Source organism: Neorhizobium sp. DAR64862/K0K3, assembly GCF_050500185.1.
GTDB lineage: Bacteria > Pseudomonadota > Alphaproteobacteria > Rhizobiales > Rhizobiaceae > Neorhizobium > Neorhizobium soli.
In genome coordinates, this window is sequence record NZ_CP191449.1 from 1117792 (window position 1) to 1133433 (window position 15642).

The window sequence follows — 15642 nt, forward strand, 5'->3', positions numbered from 1 at the left end:
TTGCCTTCAGGCAACGGTTTCGGGGTTCCGCATGTCGGCGAAAATCTGCTTCAGGACGTCGTAGATCCGGCCATCGAGCGATTGCGACACGTTGAAGCGCATGGAGCTCGCCGCTGATTGCGACGGGCTGAAGACATTGCCCGGAGCAAGCACAATGTTGTGCTTCAGTGCCGCCCGCGCCACGTCGGCGGAATCGAGACCCTCGGGCAGCCTGCACCACAAAAACATGCCCGCCTGCGGCGCGATCCACGGCACGATCCCGATCGCCTTCAGCCGTGCCGATACCTCGAACCTTGCGCCGGCGAGCCGCCCCCTCATCGTGTCCACATGCTTGCGGTAGCTGGCATCGCTCAGCGCCTGGTAGACCAGTTCGGACGCAAGCGATGGGCCGCCGAACGAGGTCGCGATCTTGAGGTCCGTCAGACCCTCGATCCAGTCCCGCTTGGTGGCGATGAAGCCGCAGCGGACCGAAGCGGACAGCGTTTTTGAAAAGCTGCCGATATGAATGACCCGATCGAGACCGTCGAAGGCTGCCAGCCTCGGAGCCGGCGTGTGCTCGAAATCCGCAAAGATATCGTCCTCGACGATCGTCAGGCCGAACTGTTCGGCTAGTTTCAGGACGCGATGCGCAGTGACGGGACTAAGCGTTGCCCCCGTCGGATTGTGGACCGCCGAATTGGTGATGTAGAGGCGAGGGCGGTGTGAGGCGAGGACGTTTGCGAAAGCGTCGAGATCGGGCCCGCTTGGCGTATAGGGCACGCCGACGATCCGGGCGCGATGGGCGCGCAGGATCGCCTGGAAATTGAAGTAGCACGGGTCGTCCACAAGCACGGTGTCTCCGGGCTCGATCAGGAACCGGCAGAGAAGGTCGATCGCCTGGGTGCCGGAATCGGTCAGCACGATCTGGTCGGGCGAAGCCTCGATGCCGCGCTCTCCCATTCTGCGCGCAATCAGGCTTCGAAGCGGTGTCAGGCCGAGCGGAGAACCGTAGTCCGTAAGTGCTGCCGTATCGCCGCGGGACAGTGTGCGAAGCGATCGCCGCAGGGTCTCGTCCGGTAACCAGGACGGCGGTAGCCAGCCGCAACCAGGCGTGAGGCCATCGCGCCGGACATCGAGCGATTGCCGTGACACCCACAGGGGATCAACGGCGCGGTCGAGCTTCGGACCGATCTGCGCGAGCGACAACGGTGCCGTCTGGCTGGCAACGTAGAAACCGGAGCCGGGGCGGGAGGTGATCACGCCCTCTGCCGTCAGCCGGTCGTAGGCATCGACGACGGTGGAGGTGGAGACTTTAAGAGTTGCCGCGAGGCTTCGCACGGAGGGAAGCTTTGCTCCGGGCACAAGGCTGCGCCCGGAAATCCGTTGCCGGATGGTTGAAACGACCATAGCGACCTTCTGCCCACCTTGCGTCCCCAAGTCCATCCGTACTGCCTCATGCACCATTACAGTTTTGTCAAATCGTACCTGAGTGTAGCTGTCGCGGCCAGAGGCTTGCGTGCATAAGCGTCGAAGGCTTTTGGTAGGGGTATGCAGGCTTATGGATCGTTCTCTTTCAGGTTGGATCAACGGCATGATCGGCGTGATCATCTTCAGCGGGTCGCTGCCGGCGACAAGGGTTGCCGTCACGCAGTTCGATCCGGTTTTTCTAACCGTTGCCCGTGCCGCGATTGCCGGCATCCTCGCGCTCTGCATTCTCCTTGTTTTCCGGGAGAAATGGCCGTCGCGCCGCGACCTCGTGTCTCTTGTGGTCATCGCGCTCGGCGTCGTGGTGGGTTTTCCGCTTCTCACTGCGCTGGCACTCCAGCACGTGACATCGGCCCATTCCATCGTCTTCATCGCTCTGTTGCCGCTCGCGACGGCATGCTTTGCGGTTCTGCGCGGTGGCGAGAGACCCAGGCGGGCATTCTGGATCTTCGCGATTGCCGGGAGCGCTTGCGTTGCCGGTTTTGCGCTGTCGCAGGGTGTGATGGCGTCACCCTATGGCGACGGCATGATGCTTGCCGCGGTTCTCGTCTGCGGCCTCGGTTATGCGGAAGGTGGCCGCCTGTCGCGGACGCTCGGGGGGTGGCAGGTGATCTGCTGGGCGCTTGTTCTATCTCTGCCGGTGATGGTCGTCATCACGCTTACGCAGCTGCCGCCGGATTTCTCAGCGATCCGGATGCCGGTATGGCTTGGCCTCGGCTATGTCTCACTCTTCAGCATGCTGATCGGTTTCATCTTCTGGTACCGCGGGCTGGCGCAGGGCGGCATTGCTGCGGTCGGCCAGCTGCAACTGACGCAGCCATTCTTCGGCCTCGTGCTTGCCGCCCTGCTGCTCGGTGAAAGCATCAGCCCGATGATGATCGTCGTGACGCTGGCCGTCATCCTCTGTGTGGCCGGGGCTCGCCGCTTCGCGCGATAAACCCAGCGTACCGATGCGGGGTTGTTCGTTCTGGACAAACCTTGCCGTGTCTCCTAACCAAGCCCTAGCATCTTGAGGAGACGTAGCATGGCAATTCGCGACGTGAAGGCAGGCCAACGGAACGAGGAGGGCATTGCCGCGGTCCTCGGTATCTTGAAACAGGCCTTCGGCGAGCGGTTCCAGACCGGCCAGTCATTCCGCGAACAGCACGCCCACACAACGACCTATCTTCCGGGCCAGCTTCCGGATGGCGTCGTGTTCGTCGAGACGAGCGACGATGTGAAGACCGTGGTGAAGGCTTGCTCCGAACACCGGGTTCCGATGATCCCGTTTGGCGTTGGTTCCTCGCTCGAAGGTCAGGTCAATGCGCCGTCCGGCGGCATTTCGATCGATTTCAGCCGCATGAACAAGGTCCTTCGCATCAGCCCTGAAGATCTCGACGTCACCGTGGAGCCAGGCATCACCCGCGAGGAGCTGAACCGCGAACTGCGCGATACCGGCCTGTTCTTTCCGATCGATCCCGGTGCCAACGCAACGATCGGCGGCATGGCGTCGACCCGTGCGTCCGGTACCAACGCGGTGCGTTACGGCACGATGAAGGACAATGTCCTGGCACTGACCGTCGTGACCGCCGATGGCGAAGAGATCCGCACCGCGCGTCGCGCCCGCAAATCCTCGGCCGGCTACGATCTGACCCGGCTTTTCGTGGGCTCCGAAGGCACGCTCGGCGTGATCACGTCGGTGACGCTGAAGCTTCAGGGAATTCCGGAAAAGATCGGCGGCGGCGTCTGCGCCTTCCCGAGCGTCGAGGCTGCCTGCGATGCCGTCATCATGACCATTCAGATGGGCATTCCGGTTGCGCGTATCGAGCTTCTCGACGACGTGCAGATCCGCGCCTGCAATGCCTATTCGGGCCTATCCTACCCCGAGAAGCCGACATTGTTTCTCGAATTTCACGGCACAGAAGAAACGGTCCGCATCCAGTCGGAACAGTTCGCCGAGATTGCCTCCGACTGCGGCGGCGACGAGTTCCATTGGACTGCCAATGCCGAGGAACGCACGAAGCTGTGGAACGCCCGCCACAATGCCTACTGGGCAGGCCGGGCGCTCGATCCGTCGCTCAACGGCCTTTCCACCGATGTCTGCGTGCCGATCTCGCGGCTGGCGGAATGCGTGGCCGAGACCCAAGCCGATATTCGCGACGCGGGGCTTCTGGCGCCGATCGTCGGCCATGCGGGCGATGGCAATTTCCATGTTCTCGTGCTTTTCGACGACAAGGATCCGGCTTCCGTTGCCAATGTCGAGGCGTTTACGGGACGCCTGAGCCGCCGTGCTCTCGCGATGGACGGAACCTGCACCGGCGAACACGGCGTCGGGCAGGGCAAGATGTCCTATCTCGACGAGGAACTGGGCGGTGCCGTCGAGCTGATGCGGTCGATCAAGAAAGGCTTTGATCCGCAAAACCTCTTCAATCCGGGAAAGATCTTCCGCATCGCGGAATAACACTTCCCAATGATTGACTTGCCAGTCCGGCGCGTGGAACTACTCTTGCCGTAGAAACAGGGAGATAGGCCGGTGCTCGGACGCATCATGTTGGCTTTGGGCGGATTGGTCGTGGCGGCGCTGTTTGCGGCGCTGCTGGTGCCGTTCTTTGTAGACTGGTCGAGCTTCCGCGTCGCTTTCGAGGATCAGGCCAGCCGTCTGCTCGGCAAGAAGGTCGCCGTCCACGGCTCGGTCGATGCGCGGATCCTCCCATTTCCGTCGGTTACACTGCATGACGTGCGCGTCGGCCAGGACGTCGATGGCCAGCCGCTCGTGCAGGTGGCGCAATTCTCGATGGATATGGAACTCGCGCCGTTTCTCTCCGGCGAGGCACGCATTTTCGATATGCGCATCGACAAGCCGAAGGTGCGTTTCCGCATCCTGAAGGACGGCACGTTCGAATGGCTGCGCGGCAGTCGCCCGACGATTGCGGCCCGCAGCGTCATTCTCGAAGACGTCCATATCATGGGTGGCGAAATCGAGATCATCGACGATCGCAACGGCCAGGTCCGCCACATGACCGGACTGTCCACCGACCTGTCGGCGGGGACGCTTGCCGGGCCATGGCGGGGCGAGGGCAATGCGGTGCTGGATGGCCAGGAGGCCCGCTTCAGCCTGACAAGCGGTGAAGCCGCCGCCGAGGGACGGCAGATTCCATTGCGGCTTCGCGTCTGGCCGGATGCCCATCCGGTCGTGGTCGATTTCGATGGCGAACTTGCCGCAGTGGACAACAAGCCCAGCTACAACGGCAAGTTCAACCTTGCCTTCCTGCAGGAAGAAGACGAGTCCGAGCCGGTCAAGGCGCCGCCGCCCGGTCCGCGTGTCTCGGGCGATTTCGAGCTGACCGGCGAGCGCGCCCGCATTCCGCAATACCGGGTCGAAGTCGGTCCGAAGGAAAACCCTTACATCGTCACCGGCGAGGCAACGCTCGATACCGGGCCGAAGCCGGAATTCCTGCTGACGGCCGATGGCCAGCAGATCGACGTCAACCGCCTGAGCGACGGTCCCCAGGCTAAGACCGGTCGCAATCCGGCGGCGTCCGCGCAGCGCCGCCTGAATGCCTTCGTGCAGATGGTCGCGTCGATCCCGATCCCGCAGGTGCCAGGAAGGGTCAACCTCAAGCTGCCGGCAATCGTCTTCAACGACACAACGATCCGCGACATCCATCTCGACGTTAGACCGGCCGGGCGCGGCTGGGCCGTCGACAATGTGACTGCCACCCTGCCGGGCCGCACCCAGCTGGAGGCCAAGGGCAATCTCAACCTTGCAAACCGAACCGCCTTTGTCGGCGACATGCTGGTTGCCTCGACACAGCCGTCAGGTCTCGCCGACTGGCTGTCCGGCAGCGTTGATCCTGCGATAAGGCAGCTGAAAAACGCCGGCTTCTCGGCCAAGGTGAACCTCACGCCGGAACTTCAGAGGTTCGAAGCTCTGGAACTTGGGATAGGGCCTGCAACGCTTAAGGGTCGGCTGGAGCGCCAGTCGCCGAATGGCCAGGCGCCAAGCCTTTCCATGGCGCTTGCCGGCAACGAGATCGATATCGACGCGATGCGCGCGCTCGCTTCGCTGGTCACCGGCGACGATGCCGGTCAGGACGTGCTGGATCACCGGGTCGCAGCAAGCCTCAAAGCCGACCGGCTGACGGCTCTCGGGGTCGTTGCAACCAAGGTCGATACCGCTTTCAGCGTGGCCGAGGGCGTGTTGTCGCTGGAGCGGCTGACTGTCGGAGATATCGAGGGCGCCACCTTGTCCGCCAAGGGCAGGGTAGAGGGCTCGCTGGTTTCCTACGGCGGGACCGGGTCGGTGAGTTTCCGTTCACCGGACCCTACGTCTTTCATCACCATGCTGCGGGATCGGCTGCCGCATCATCCGTTGCTCGACCGGTTGGCCCGAAACGGCAGCTGGTATGCGGATTCGGATCTGATCGCCGATATTTCGCTTGGCGGTAGCGGTCTTGGCGGTGCGAATATCAAGCTGCGCGGCAAGGCGAATGGCAGCACTGTCGATGCAGATCTGAAGCTGCCCGGCATCTTCGATCTCACGGCCGGCAACGCGATGACGCTGTCTGCATCGCTTGCCAACCCGAAGGCGACGGTCCTGCTGGGTCAAGCCGGTCTCGATCCCTTGCCTTTCGATGGTGACGGCGCGGGACGGTTGGCGCTGACATTGCAGCAAAAGGAACAGCACGCGGCCACCACCGAACTGAGCTTCACGACGCCCAAGACGTCGCTGCTGATGGCCGGCGACGTGAATATCCAGAATGCCGGATTTGGCGAAGGGCGGGCGCGGGTGTCGCTCAAGAGCGCCGATATCGAGCCCTATCTGCTGGTCACCGGTGTCAGCCTGCCGCAGTTCGGCAGCGGACTGCCTGTCAATCTCGCGGCTGATGTCGAGCTTTCGGCAGATGCCGTGAAAGTCTCTGGCCTCAGTGGCGATCTTGCCGGAAACACTGTCGGTGGATCGCTATCCGCCGATCGCCGCGCTCCCGGCCTGCCTGTTACCGGCGACATGTCTGTCGACACGATCGATCTTGCCTGGATGGGCGAGGCGGTATTCGGGCCGATGGAGAATGGCGTGACAGGCGCCCCATCAAAGACGCCGTTCGCCACGCCGCTGATTGGATCGACGGATGTCGGCATCAATCTGTCGGCAAAAACGCTCCGGGCGGATGCGCTTGGAACAATTACCGGTTTTTCGGGCAGGGTGAACGGCAAAGCCGGTGGTCTGACGATCGACAACGCCTCCGGTACCTGGCAGGGCGGAAATCTGTCCGGACGGCTGATGATGTCGAACGGCGATGCGACCGGCATCGTCCAGGCAAAGCTGCAGGTCGAAAACGCCGATCTCGCACCGCTCGTCTGGCAAAAGGGCGGCACACCGGTCGCGACGGGCAAGCTGGACAGCACTGTCAGCATCGAGGCGACTGGCAAGAGCATGGACGAACTCATGCATGGCGTCAGCGGCTCCGGCGAGATGCGCCTCAAGGATTTCGAGATTGCCGGGATCAATCCGGATGCGCTCGCGCCGATACTTGCCGGTGCCGACAAGCTGCAGGGCGAGGTCAACGAGGCAGCGGTTCAACCGATCGTGACAACTGAGGTCCTGAAAGGGACAACCCGGCTCGGGTCCGTCACCATTCCGATGACGATTACCGGCGGCGCCGCACGGGTTCAGAATTTTACCGCAACGGCCGGCGCCGCACAGGTCTCGGCTGAGGGCGTGCTCGACTTTGTCGATAGCCGCATCGATGCCGGGCTGTCGGTCCGTTACGATGCGGGTGAAGAGACTGTGGCGGGGGGAGAACCGACTGTCACGCTCGGTTATTCCGGATCGCTCGAGCAGCCGGAACAGCGCATTGATATGGCCGCAATGGCAAACTTCCTGTCACTGCGTGCCTTCGAACAGGAACGCCGCCGCGTCGAGACGCTGCAGGCAAGCGTGCTCGAGAAACAGCGGCTGCGCCGCGAAGTCGCGCTCTACACATTTCGTGGCGTGGAACGGGAGGCGGCACGCGTCAAGGCAGAGGCCGAGGAGCGGGCACGCCAGGAGGCGGCGGAGGCAGAACGCAGAAGCCAGGAAGCCGAACGGCAGGAGGCAGCAAGGCGCGCTGAAGCAGCCCGGCTCCAGCAGGAGCGGCAACGGGAAATCCAAAGGCAGAACCAGCAGCCATCGGCGCCGGCGCCGTTCACGATGCCACCCGCCGGCGACCTTTTCCAGGAGCAGCCTTCGGGTACGGGTCGCTCCTCAAACCCCAGTTTGCCGGGCGTGCAGCCGTGAATGCGGCGGCACGCTGATCTGAGCAAATGGGGGGCGGGAGGACGCTGACCGTCAGCGCCTGGCTGGCAGCCCGGCAAGACAGTCTGCCAGCGAGGTTTTGAACCAGCGCAGCACATGCAGGCGGAGTGCGGAGGAAAGATTGTTGTCTTCCGAACGACCGTCGTCGACCTCGGCGATCAAGGCGGCCAGACTGATGCCGCGTTTGGCAGCAATGGATTTCAGTTCATGCCAGAATTCATCTTCCAGCGAAAAACTCGTTCGATGACCGTGCAGGGTCGCAGAATGTTTTCGGATCAAGTGTAGGCCCCGTCACCCTCATGGTGATTGATGGAGCGCAATTGAGGATGTCGCATGCGCACGGTCAAGCCGTTGCCATGAGTCAGCCTAACGAAGCCTTAACGCCGTTCGTCCGTTTCCGGAGAAGGCTTTTCGAGCTTGCCCTGATCGAGGGTTTTCCCCGCTTTTTCGTTGAGGGCCGTCGTCAGCTGCTTCTCAATCTTGGTGCGGCCAAAGCTGATGCGGTTCTGTTCGGCAGCCGCGTCCTTTTGCGAACGCGCCTTGCCTTTGCGAAACTGCCGAAGGTTGACGATCTCGGCGCACATCGTGTCTGCCTACTGCTTCTTGCGGAACGAATCGAGGGAGACGACGGAGCCTTCCTTCTTGTCCTCGCCGGTGGCGGCATCCGCATCCACAACCTTTGGCGTGGTATCGACCGGGATCGCGGTGATCTCGGCGGAAACTTCGCCTTCCTCGACCATCGGCACTTCGAACTCGAGTTCGAAATTCACGGACGGGTCGTAGAAGCCGCGGATCGTGTTGAACGGGATGACCAGGCGTTCCGGCGTATCGTTAAACGACAGGCCGATTTCAAAAAGCGTATCGGTGATCTTGAGGTCCCAGAACTGGTGCTGGACGACGATCGTCATCTGTTCCGGATATTTCGACTTCAGCGCCGGAGAGATTCGTACCCCGGGTGCGCCGGTCAGGAATGTGATGAAGAAGTGGTGGTCACCCGGCAGTCTGCCGGTTGCCGCGACCTCGGACAAAACCTTGCGGATAACGCCGCGGAGGGCGTCCTGTGCCAGAATATCGTAGCGGATGTGATCCTGCCCCATGCGATCCTGTCTTTCTATTGCTCTTCAAACGCCGCTTATGTCACGAGACGCGCCCGCGGGGAAGTCCGCTTCGGCGTCGAGTCATGTCATGATATTCCACCGGGGAGCGAAGGTGAAGGCTTCTGTTGCCAGGTGCCTCCGGACCCCGCCTTACGGGGCTAACCGTAAGGACTTAGTTCGGGTTTCCCGCACCGCCATTAGGCAGCGAGAGCGTAACCCTTAGCGTTGTTGTCATTTGCAACTACACTTGTGACCCGATAACGGCGGTATCATGCCGAGCAAAAGTTCGATCTTTACACCCTTGTCGATCCTATTTCGCCCCCATCACAAGCCGGTCCAGATTGACCGACCGGTTTGTGGTGGAGGCGCCGGGTACCGCCCCCGGGTCCAATAGGCTTATTTCATCGACCGTTTATCGCCATATCCGAACCGAAGTCCGGCACGAGTGATATAGGGGTTTGCGAACCGGATGAAAAGAGGTCTCGTCATATTCCTATCATCAACGTGAAAAGCTTGGAAAAGCCGCGCCGGTGACGGGGAGGTGATTGGTGAGTAGGCTTCGTGCTATTATGTAGGACGATCTCGACCAATCGGCGGAAGACCCATGAAGCAGTATCTCGACCTTCTCCGGCACGTGATGGAGACTGGCGCCGACCGCGGCGACCGCACCGGGACCGGTACCCGCTCGGTCTTCGGCTATCAGATGCGATTCGATCTGAACGAGGGTTTTCCGGTCCTCACCACCAAGAAGCTGCATCTGCGCTCGATCATCCATGAGCTCTTGTGGTTTCTGAAGGGCGACACGAACATTGCCTATCTCAAGGAGAATGGTGTCTCCATCTGGGATGAATGGGCGGACGAAAAAGGCGATCTCGGTCCGGTTTACGGATATCAGTGGCGCTCATGGCCGACGCCTGATGGCGGTCATGTGGATCAGATCGCCCACCTGATCGAGAACCTGAAGGTCAACCCAAACTCGCGCCGGCACATCGTCACAGCCTGGAATCCTGCACAGGTTGACGACATGGCGCTGCCGCCCTGCCATTGCCTGTTCCAGTTCTACGTGTCGGAGGGGCGGCTGTCGTGTCAGCTCTACCAGCGGTCGGCGGACATATTTTTGGGAGTTCCGTTCAACATCGCCTCTTACGCGCTCCTGACCATGATGGTGGCGCAGGTGACCGGGCTGAAGCTTGGCGATTTCGTGCATACGCTTGGCGACGCGCATATCTATTCGGATCATTTCGAACAGGCGCGGCTGCAGATGACGCGCGAGCCGAAGCCGCTGCCGACACTGCGCATCAATCCTGATGTGAAGGACATCTTCTCCTTCCGCTTTGAGGATTTTGCGCTGGAGAATTACGTCGCTGATCCCAGCATCAAAGCACCGATTGCAGTCTGATGGCGGTTCCGGTCGCAATCTTCGTCGCGGTGTCGCGCAACAATGTCATCGGCAGAGATGGCGACATGCCGTGGCGATTGTCGACCGACCTCAAACGTTTCAAGGCGATGACGCTCGGCAAGCCGATGGTGGTGGGGCGAAAGACGCTCGACAGCTTCGGCGGCAAGCCGCTGCCCGGCCGCCCGCATGTCGTGGTCACCCGCAATCGCGATCTCTCGGTCGAGGGTGTGGAGACGGCGGCGTCCCTCGAGCAGGCGATATCTAGGGCGAGGGAGATCGCTGCAGCGACCAGTGCTGAAGAGATCGGCATTCTCGGAGGCGGTGAAATCTACGCGAAAGCAATCGATCTGGCAGACCGACTTTACGTGACCCATGTGGAAGCGGATATTGCAGACGGTGATACGATGTTTCCAGCAATCGATCCAACCGTGTACGAAAAGATCGAGGAGATCTTCGTCCCGGCCGGCGAGCGCGACAGCTTTGCCACCCGTTTTGCTGTCTACAGCCGCCGATCGATGCCAAAGTGACATAATTCGTTACCGAACACCGGGAAGTTATTGAAGCTGCGTTGAAAGCGGCTCTTCCGATACTTATAACGGCATGACCGGGGGCACGGACCGCGAGCTGCTGCATTTCAGGCGGCTCGGACAGGCGACCGGTTAGGGAGTAGCACTAACAAAGAGGTTTTGATGCCCTGGAGCAATCAGAATGGCGGCGGCGGCCCATGGGGCGGCGGCGGCGGCGGCGGTAACAATCAAGGACCTTGGGGACAAGGCCCGAACCGTCCGCGCGGCGGCGGTGGTGGCGGAGGGGGAAATGGCGGACCGCCTGACCTCGAAGACATCCTGCGGCGCAGCCAAGACCGGCTGAAGGGTTTTATGCCTGGTGGTTTCAACGGCGGAGCAGTCGCGGTCGTCTTTCTGGCCGTTCTCGCATTCCTGGCATTCGAATCGATCTATACGGTTCAGCCGGACGAGCGGGGCGTCGAACTTCGGTTTGGAAAGCCCAAGGAAGAGCTGTCGATGCCGGGCCTTCACTTCCATCTCTGGCCGTTCGAAACGGTGGAGATCGTCAAGGTCACCGAGCAGCAGCAGAATATCGGTGCGCGCAGCAGTGCCACCAATTCGAATGCCGGATGGATGCTGACCGGCGACCAGAATATCGTCAACGTCCAGTTTTCGGTCCTCTTCACCGTCACCGATCCACGCGCCTATCTCTTCAACGTCGAGGCCCCGGCCCAGACGCTGCAGCAGGTTGCAGACAGCGCCATGCGCGAAGTCGTCGGACGCCGTCCGGCTCAGGATATTTTCCGCGACGCTCGTGAAGGCATGTCGACGCAGGTGCGCGACATCATTCAGGGCACGATGGACCGTTACGGCGCAGGCATTGCCATCAACGCCGTGCCGATCGAAGATGCCGCGCCGCCGCGCGAAGTGGCAGACGCGTTCGAAGAGGTTCAGCGCGCCGAGCAGGACGAAGACCGTATCGTCGAGGAAGCCAATCGCTACGCCAACCAGAAGCTTGGTGGCGCCCGCGGTCAGGCCGCGCAGGTCCGCGAAGAGGCGTCCGCCTATCGTGACCAGACGGTCAACGAGGCTCAGGGTGAAGCGCAGCGCTTCGTGTCGATCTACGACCAATATGTGAACGCACCGGACGTGACGCGCGAACGCATCTTCATCGAGACCATGGAGAACGTTCTGAAGAACTCCAACAAGGTCATCATCGAGCAGGGTCAGAACGTCGTCCCTTATCTGCCGCTCAATGAAATCAACCGGCCGGCAGCCGCACAGGGGGGCAACTGATGATCTCGAACAAATTGCCCGCTTTCCTGATCGGTCTCGCCGTTCTCCTTTTCCTCGTCTACTCGTCCGTCTTCGTCGTCAACGAACGGCAGCAGGCGCTCGTGCTTCGCTTCGGTGAAATCCAGAGCGTGAAGAACGAGCCGGGGATCTATTTCAAGCTTCCCTTCGCCTTTGCCGATGCGGATCGCGTTCAGTATATCGAAGACCGCGCACTTCGCCTGGATCTCGACAATATCCGCGTTCAGGTCCGCGGCGGCGCCTTCTATGAAGTCGACGCGTTCGTGATCTACCGGATCGAAAATCCGCAGCGTTTCCGGGAAGCGGTTTCGGGCGATCGCGTGTCTGCCGAATCGCGTATCAGCACGCGTCTCGACGCCGGTCTGCGCCGCGTCTACGGTCTGCGCAGCTTTACCGAGGCGCTGTCCGAAGAGCGTGCGTCGATGATGACCGAGGTCAAGCGTGATCTCGACGTTGCCGCCGAAACGCTTGGCGTCAAGATCCAGGATGTCCGCATCCGCCGTACGGATCTGACGCAGGAAGTCTCGCAGCAGACGTTTGCGCGCATGCGTGCCGAGCGTCTCGCGGAAGCGGAACTCATTCGCGCCCGTGGTAGCGAAGAAGGCCAGCGCCGCCGTGCTATCGCCGACCGCCAGGTTGTCGAGTTCGTCTCGGAAGCGCAGCGCGATTCGGAAATCATCCGAGGTCAGGGCGATGCCGAGCGTAACCGCATCTTTGGGGAAGCGTTCCAGCGTGATCCGTCGTTCTTCCAGTTCTACCGGTCGATGCGCGCCTATGTCGCCTCGATGGCCGGGAAGGATACGACCCTGGTGCTTTCGCCTGATTCACAGTTCTTCCGGTTCTTCAACTCGTCGGACGGCGTGGTAACGCCGCCTGCAGCGGGACGGCCTGCACCGGCACAGCCGACGCCAGCCCAGCCGGCACCGGCGCAACCGACGAACTAAGCACTTAAGAAAAGGGCGGCCTGTCATGGCCGCCCTTTTCGCAACTGCCCTTTTCACCCGTCATCCACATCCATGTGCGCCGATGGTCGCGGTTTCACGAAAAGGTAATTTTCCCGGCCGTTATTCCGCCCTATGCTTTCTTCAGAACGGGGCGCGAGTTATCAATGCGTAACGTTGTGGGTTGCACGGATGCTTTTCTGCCGCAGCAGACACCGTGACAGAAAACGAGGATGCCAATGGGCCATTCGAAACTATCGTCCTTGAAGGGTTCCGTGAGCCTCGGTCTAGTGGTTGCCGTCATGGTCAGTCCGCTTCAGGCACTGGCGCAAAGCCCGGCCCAGCCGCAGCAGGTCCAGGCCCCGGCCCCTCGGCCACAGGCGCCAGCGCCTCAGGGACAGGCGCCCGCTCCGCAGGGGGAAGCCCCGGCACCTCCGGGACAGGCGCCGGCTCCACAGGCTAACAGCCAGCCGGCCACTCAGCCCGGCGGCATGCTGCCCGCGCCACCAGCGCCAGTCGGCAACAATTTCAATCCGCCACCTCCGGTCAGCCAGTCCGCAGTGCCCGCCGGTCCAGCGCCGATCTCCGATCTGGCGGAAGGCCTGCTCGACGCCGTCGTCAACATCTCGACGTCGCAGAGCGTCAAGGACCAGGGTGCCGGCCCGCAGCCGCAGATCCAGGAGGGCTCACCCTTCCAGGAATTCTTCGACGACTTTTTCGACGACAAGGACAATCAGGGCGGAAACCAGAAGGTGTCTTCGCTCGGCTCCGGCTTCGTGATTGATTCCTCCGGCTATGTGGTGACGAACAACCACGTTATCGAAGGCGCCGACGATATCGAGGTGATTTTCCCGGATGGCCGTAAGTTGAAGGCCCGGCTGGTCGGCACCGACACAAAAACCGACCTCTCCGTGCTGAAGGTCGAGTCCAAGACGCCGCTCAAGGCCGTTCCCTTCGGTGATTCCAAGAAGATCCGGATCGGCGACTGGGTCATGGCGATCGGCAATCCGTTTGGTCTTGGCGGGTCGGTGACGCTCGGCATCGTGTCCGCACGCGGCAGAAACATCAATGCAGGGCCCTACGACAACTTCATTCAGACGGATGCGGCGATCAACAAGGGCAATTCCGGCGGACCGCTGTTCAACATGCGCGGCGAGGTAATCGGGATCAACACGGCGATCATTTCACCCTCCGGCGGCTCGATCGGTATCGGCTTTGCCGTCCCGACAGAACTTGCGGAAAACATCGTCCATCAGCTGATCGAGTTCGGCGAAACGCGCCGCGGCTGGCTCGGTGTCCGCATTCAGCCCGTGACTGACGATATCGCGGCGAGCCTGGGGCTCGACAAGGCCCGTGGAGCACTGGTTTCCGGCGTCGTTGAAAACGGTCCGATCAAGAACGGTGAAATCAAGTCGGGCGATGTCGTGCTCGCCTTCGACGGACAGTCGGTCAGTTCGATGCGCGATCTGCCGCGGATTGTTGCCGAAAGCCCTGTGGGCAAGGATGTCGAGGTGCGGTTGCTGCGCGACGGCAAGGAGCAGACCGTTCGCATCACGCTCGGGCAACTCGATGATACGGCCGATGCCGCAGATGGCGATGAGCCGGCAGCACCCGATGGACAGTCGCCAGACGCACAAAGCCCTGACGATCAGTCCCCGGATGACCAGGGCAAGAATGACAGCGGCTCCCCGGACGCCGGCGAGAAAAGCAGCGAGCCCGTCACGGTTTACGGCATGACGCTGAGCGTGCTGGATGAGGCGCACCGCAAGACGTTCGGGATCGCGGAAAGCGTCGAGGGCGTGGTGGTGTCCGAGGTGAAGGCTGGTTCGGTTGCCGCTGCCAAGGGCTTCAAGGCCGGCGACGTGGTGGTCGAAATCGCCCAGGACTTCGTCGAGAACCCGGGTGAGGTCGCCAAGCGCTTCGACGTGCTGAAGAAGGAAGGCCGCCGCAACGCGCATGTCATGGTGGCCGACAAGACCGGAAACCTGCGGTTCGTGGCACTTCCGCTGGAATAGCCTGAGAGTTCAGGCTTCCTCGACAAGGCGGGCGTTCCGCCTTGTCCATTCCTCCGGTGTCATTGCGTAGACGACATGGCGCTTGAGGTGGGGATGCGTCTCCGGCACGCGCGGATGGTCGAAATCCATGCCGGCCGCCCGATGCATTCCAAGGCGCTTCATGACAGCCGTCGAGCGGTTATTGTCCGCTACGGCGAACGAGACGACGGCCTTGATGTCCTTCTCCACGAAGGCGAAATCGAGAAGCGCTTCTGCCGCTTCCGTCACATAGCCATTGCCCCAGTAACGGGCAGCCAGACGCCAGCCGATCTCCACCGTTTCGGCCGGAAAAATCCCCGGCATATTGGCATAGGTCAGCCCGCAAAACCCGAGTGGCTCGCCGGTTTCCCTGAGTTCGAGCGCGTAAATGCCAAGCCCGTTTTCGGAAAACATGTCGTTCAGTTTCCCGAGGAACGCATCCGATTCGTCGTGGCTGCGACGGAACGGGAAGAACGCCATCACGTCAGGATCCGCGTTGATTTCGCGGAACAAGTCCCGGTCCGTGGGGAGCCAGCGGCGCAGGACGAGGCGTGAAGTTTCAAGGAGCGTGGTTGCGACAGGCTGCGGTTGCATGGTGATGCTCATCCCTCTGT

Annotated in this window: 13 protein-coding genes and 1 other RNA gene; 8 read left to right on the forward strand and 6 right to left on the reverse strand. The window is 61.6% G+C overall.

Translation table 11 applies throughout. The features are described 5' to 3' along the window. Positions 1–6: 6 nt before the first annotated feature. Positions 7–1443 (reverse strand): PLP-dependent aminotransferase family protein, encoded by a 1437-nt coding sequence (locus ACQY1L_RS05490; protein ID WP_430243208.1) that lies wholly within the window; start codon positions 1441–1443, stop codon positions 7–9. Between the two features lie 94 nt (positions 1444–1537). Here ACQY1L_RS05490 and ACQY1L_RS05495 point away from each other — a divergent pair, with 94 nt between their 5' ends. The 3 genes from ACQY1L_RS05495 to ACQY1L_RS05505 all read left to right on the forward strand — a co-directional run bounded on the left by ACQY1L_RS05495 (position 1538) and on the right by ACQY1L_RS05505 (position 7720). Continuing rightward, a complete protein-coding gene (locus ACQY1L_RS05495) occupies positions 1538–2401 on the forward strand; it encodes a DMT family transporter (protein ID WP_113167508.1) in 864 nt (287 codons plus the stop codon). 87 nt (positions 2402–2488) lie between these two features. Next, positions 2489–3904 (forward strand): FAD-binding oxidoreductase, encoded by a 1416-nt coding sequence (locus ACQY1L_RS05500; RefSeq protein ID WP_113110650.1) that lies wholly within the window; start codon positions 2489–2491, stop codon positions 3902–3904. 87 nt (positions 3905–3991) lie between these two features. Beyond that, complete coding sequence (locus tag ACQY1L_RS05505; RefSeq protein ID WP_430243211.1) at positions 3992–7720, forward strand: AsmA-like C-terminal region-containing protein; 3729 nt, start codon at positions 3992–3994, stop codon at positions 7718–7720. 51 nt (positions 7721–7771) lie between these two features. On the opposite strand, the gene ACQY1L_RS05510 is transcribed toward ACQY1L_RS05505, so the two are convergent. From ACQY1L_RS05510 to ssrA, 4 genes are all read right to left on the reverse strand, one after another. Beyond that, positions 7772–8017 (reverse strand): ribbon-helix-helix domain-containing protein, encoded by a 246-nt coding sequence (locus tag ACQY1L_RS05510; protein WP_062456265.1) that lies wholly within the window; start codon positions 8015–8017, stop codon positions 7772–7774. A gap of 98 nt (positions 8018–8115) precedes the next feature. Then, positions 8116–8322: a DUF4169 family protein gene (locus tag ACQY1L_RS05515; RefSeq protein WP_062456267.1), complete on the reverse strand. Its 207-nt coding sequence runs from the start codon at positions 8320–8322 to the stop codon at positions 8116–8118. 9 nt (positions 8323–8331) lie between these two features. Continuing rightward, on the reverse strand, positions 8332–8835 hold the full coding sequence (locus ACQY1L_RS05520) for an SspB family protein (protein WP_062456270.1): 504 nt from the start codon (positions 8833–8835) through the stop codon (positions 8332–8334). Between the two features lie 111 nt (positions 8836–8946). After that, positions 8947–9315, reverse strand: a transfer-messenger RNA (tmRNA) gene (gene ssrA / locus ACQY1L_RS05525). A 124-nt stretch (positions 9316–9439) separates the two neighbouring features. On the opposite strand from ssrA, the gene ACQY1L_RS05530 reads away from it, so the two are divergent. From ACQY1L_RS05530 to ACQY1L_RS05550, 5 genes are all read left to right on the forward strand, one after another. After that, positions 9440–10234: a thymidylate synthase gene (locus ACQY1L_RS05530; protein WP_209901104.1), complete on the forward strand. Its 795-nt coding sequence runs from the start codon at positions 9440–9442 to the stop codon at positions 10232–10234. After that, positions 10234–10761: a dihydrofolate reductase gene (locus tag ACQY1L_RS05535; protein ID WP_430243214.1), complete on the forward strand. Its 528-nt coding sequence runs from the start codon at positions 10234–10236 to the stop codon at positions 10759–10761. Before ACQY1L_RS05530 ends, ACQY1L_RS05535 begins: the two co-directional genes overlap by 1 nt. A 162-nt stretch (positions 10762–10923) precedes the next feature. Then, a complete protein-coding gene (hflK, locus tag ACQY1L_RS05540; RefSeq protein WP_062581043.1) occupies positions 10924–12036 on the forward strand; it encodes an FtsH protease activity modulator HflK in 1113 nt (370 codons plus the stop codon). Beyond that, positions 12036–12998: a protease modulator HflC gene (hflC, locus tag ACQY1L_RS05545; protein ID WP_062581041.1), complete on the forward strand. Its 963-nt coding sequence runs from the start codon at positions 12036–12038 to the stop codon at positions 12996–12998. Before hflK ends, hflC begins: the two co-directional genes overlap by 1 nt. 236 nt (positions 12999–13234) lie before the next feature. Next, positions 13235–15010: a Do family serine endopeptidase gene (locus tag ACQY1L_RS05550; RefSeq protein WP_430243217.1), complete on the forward strand. Its 1776-nt coding sequence runs from the start codon at positions 13235–13237 to the stop codon at positions 15008–15010. Positions 15011–15019: 9 nt separating this feature from the next. On the opposite strand, the gene ACQY1L_RS05555 is transcribed toward ACQY1L_RS05550, so the two are convergent. Next, positions 15020–15622 carry a GNAT family N-acetyltransferase gene (locus tag ACQY1L_RS05555; RefSeq protein WP_430261985.1) on the reverse strand — a complete coding sequence of 201 codons (603 nt, stop codon included), beginning with the start codon at positions 15620–15622 and terminating at the stop codon, positions 15020–15022. Positions 15623–15642 lie beyond the last annotated feature (20 nt).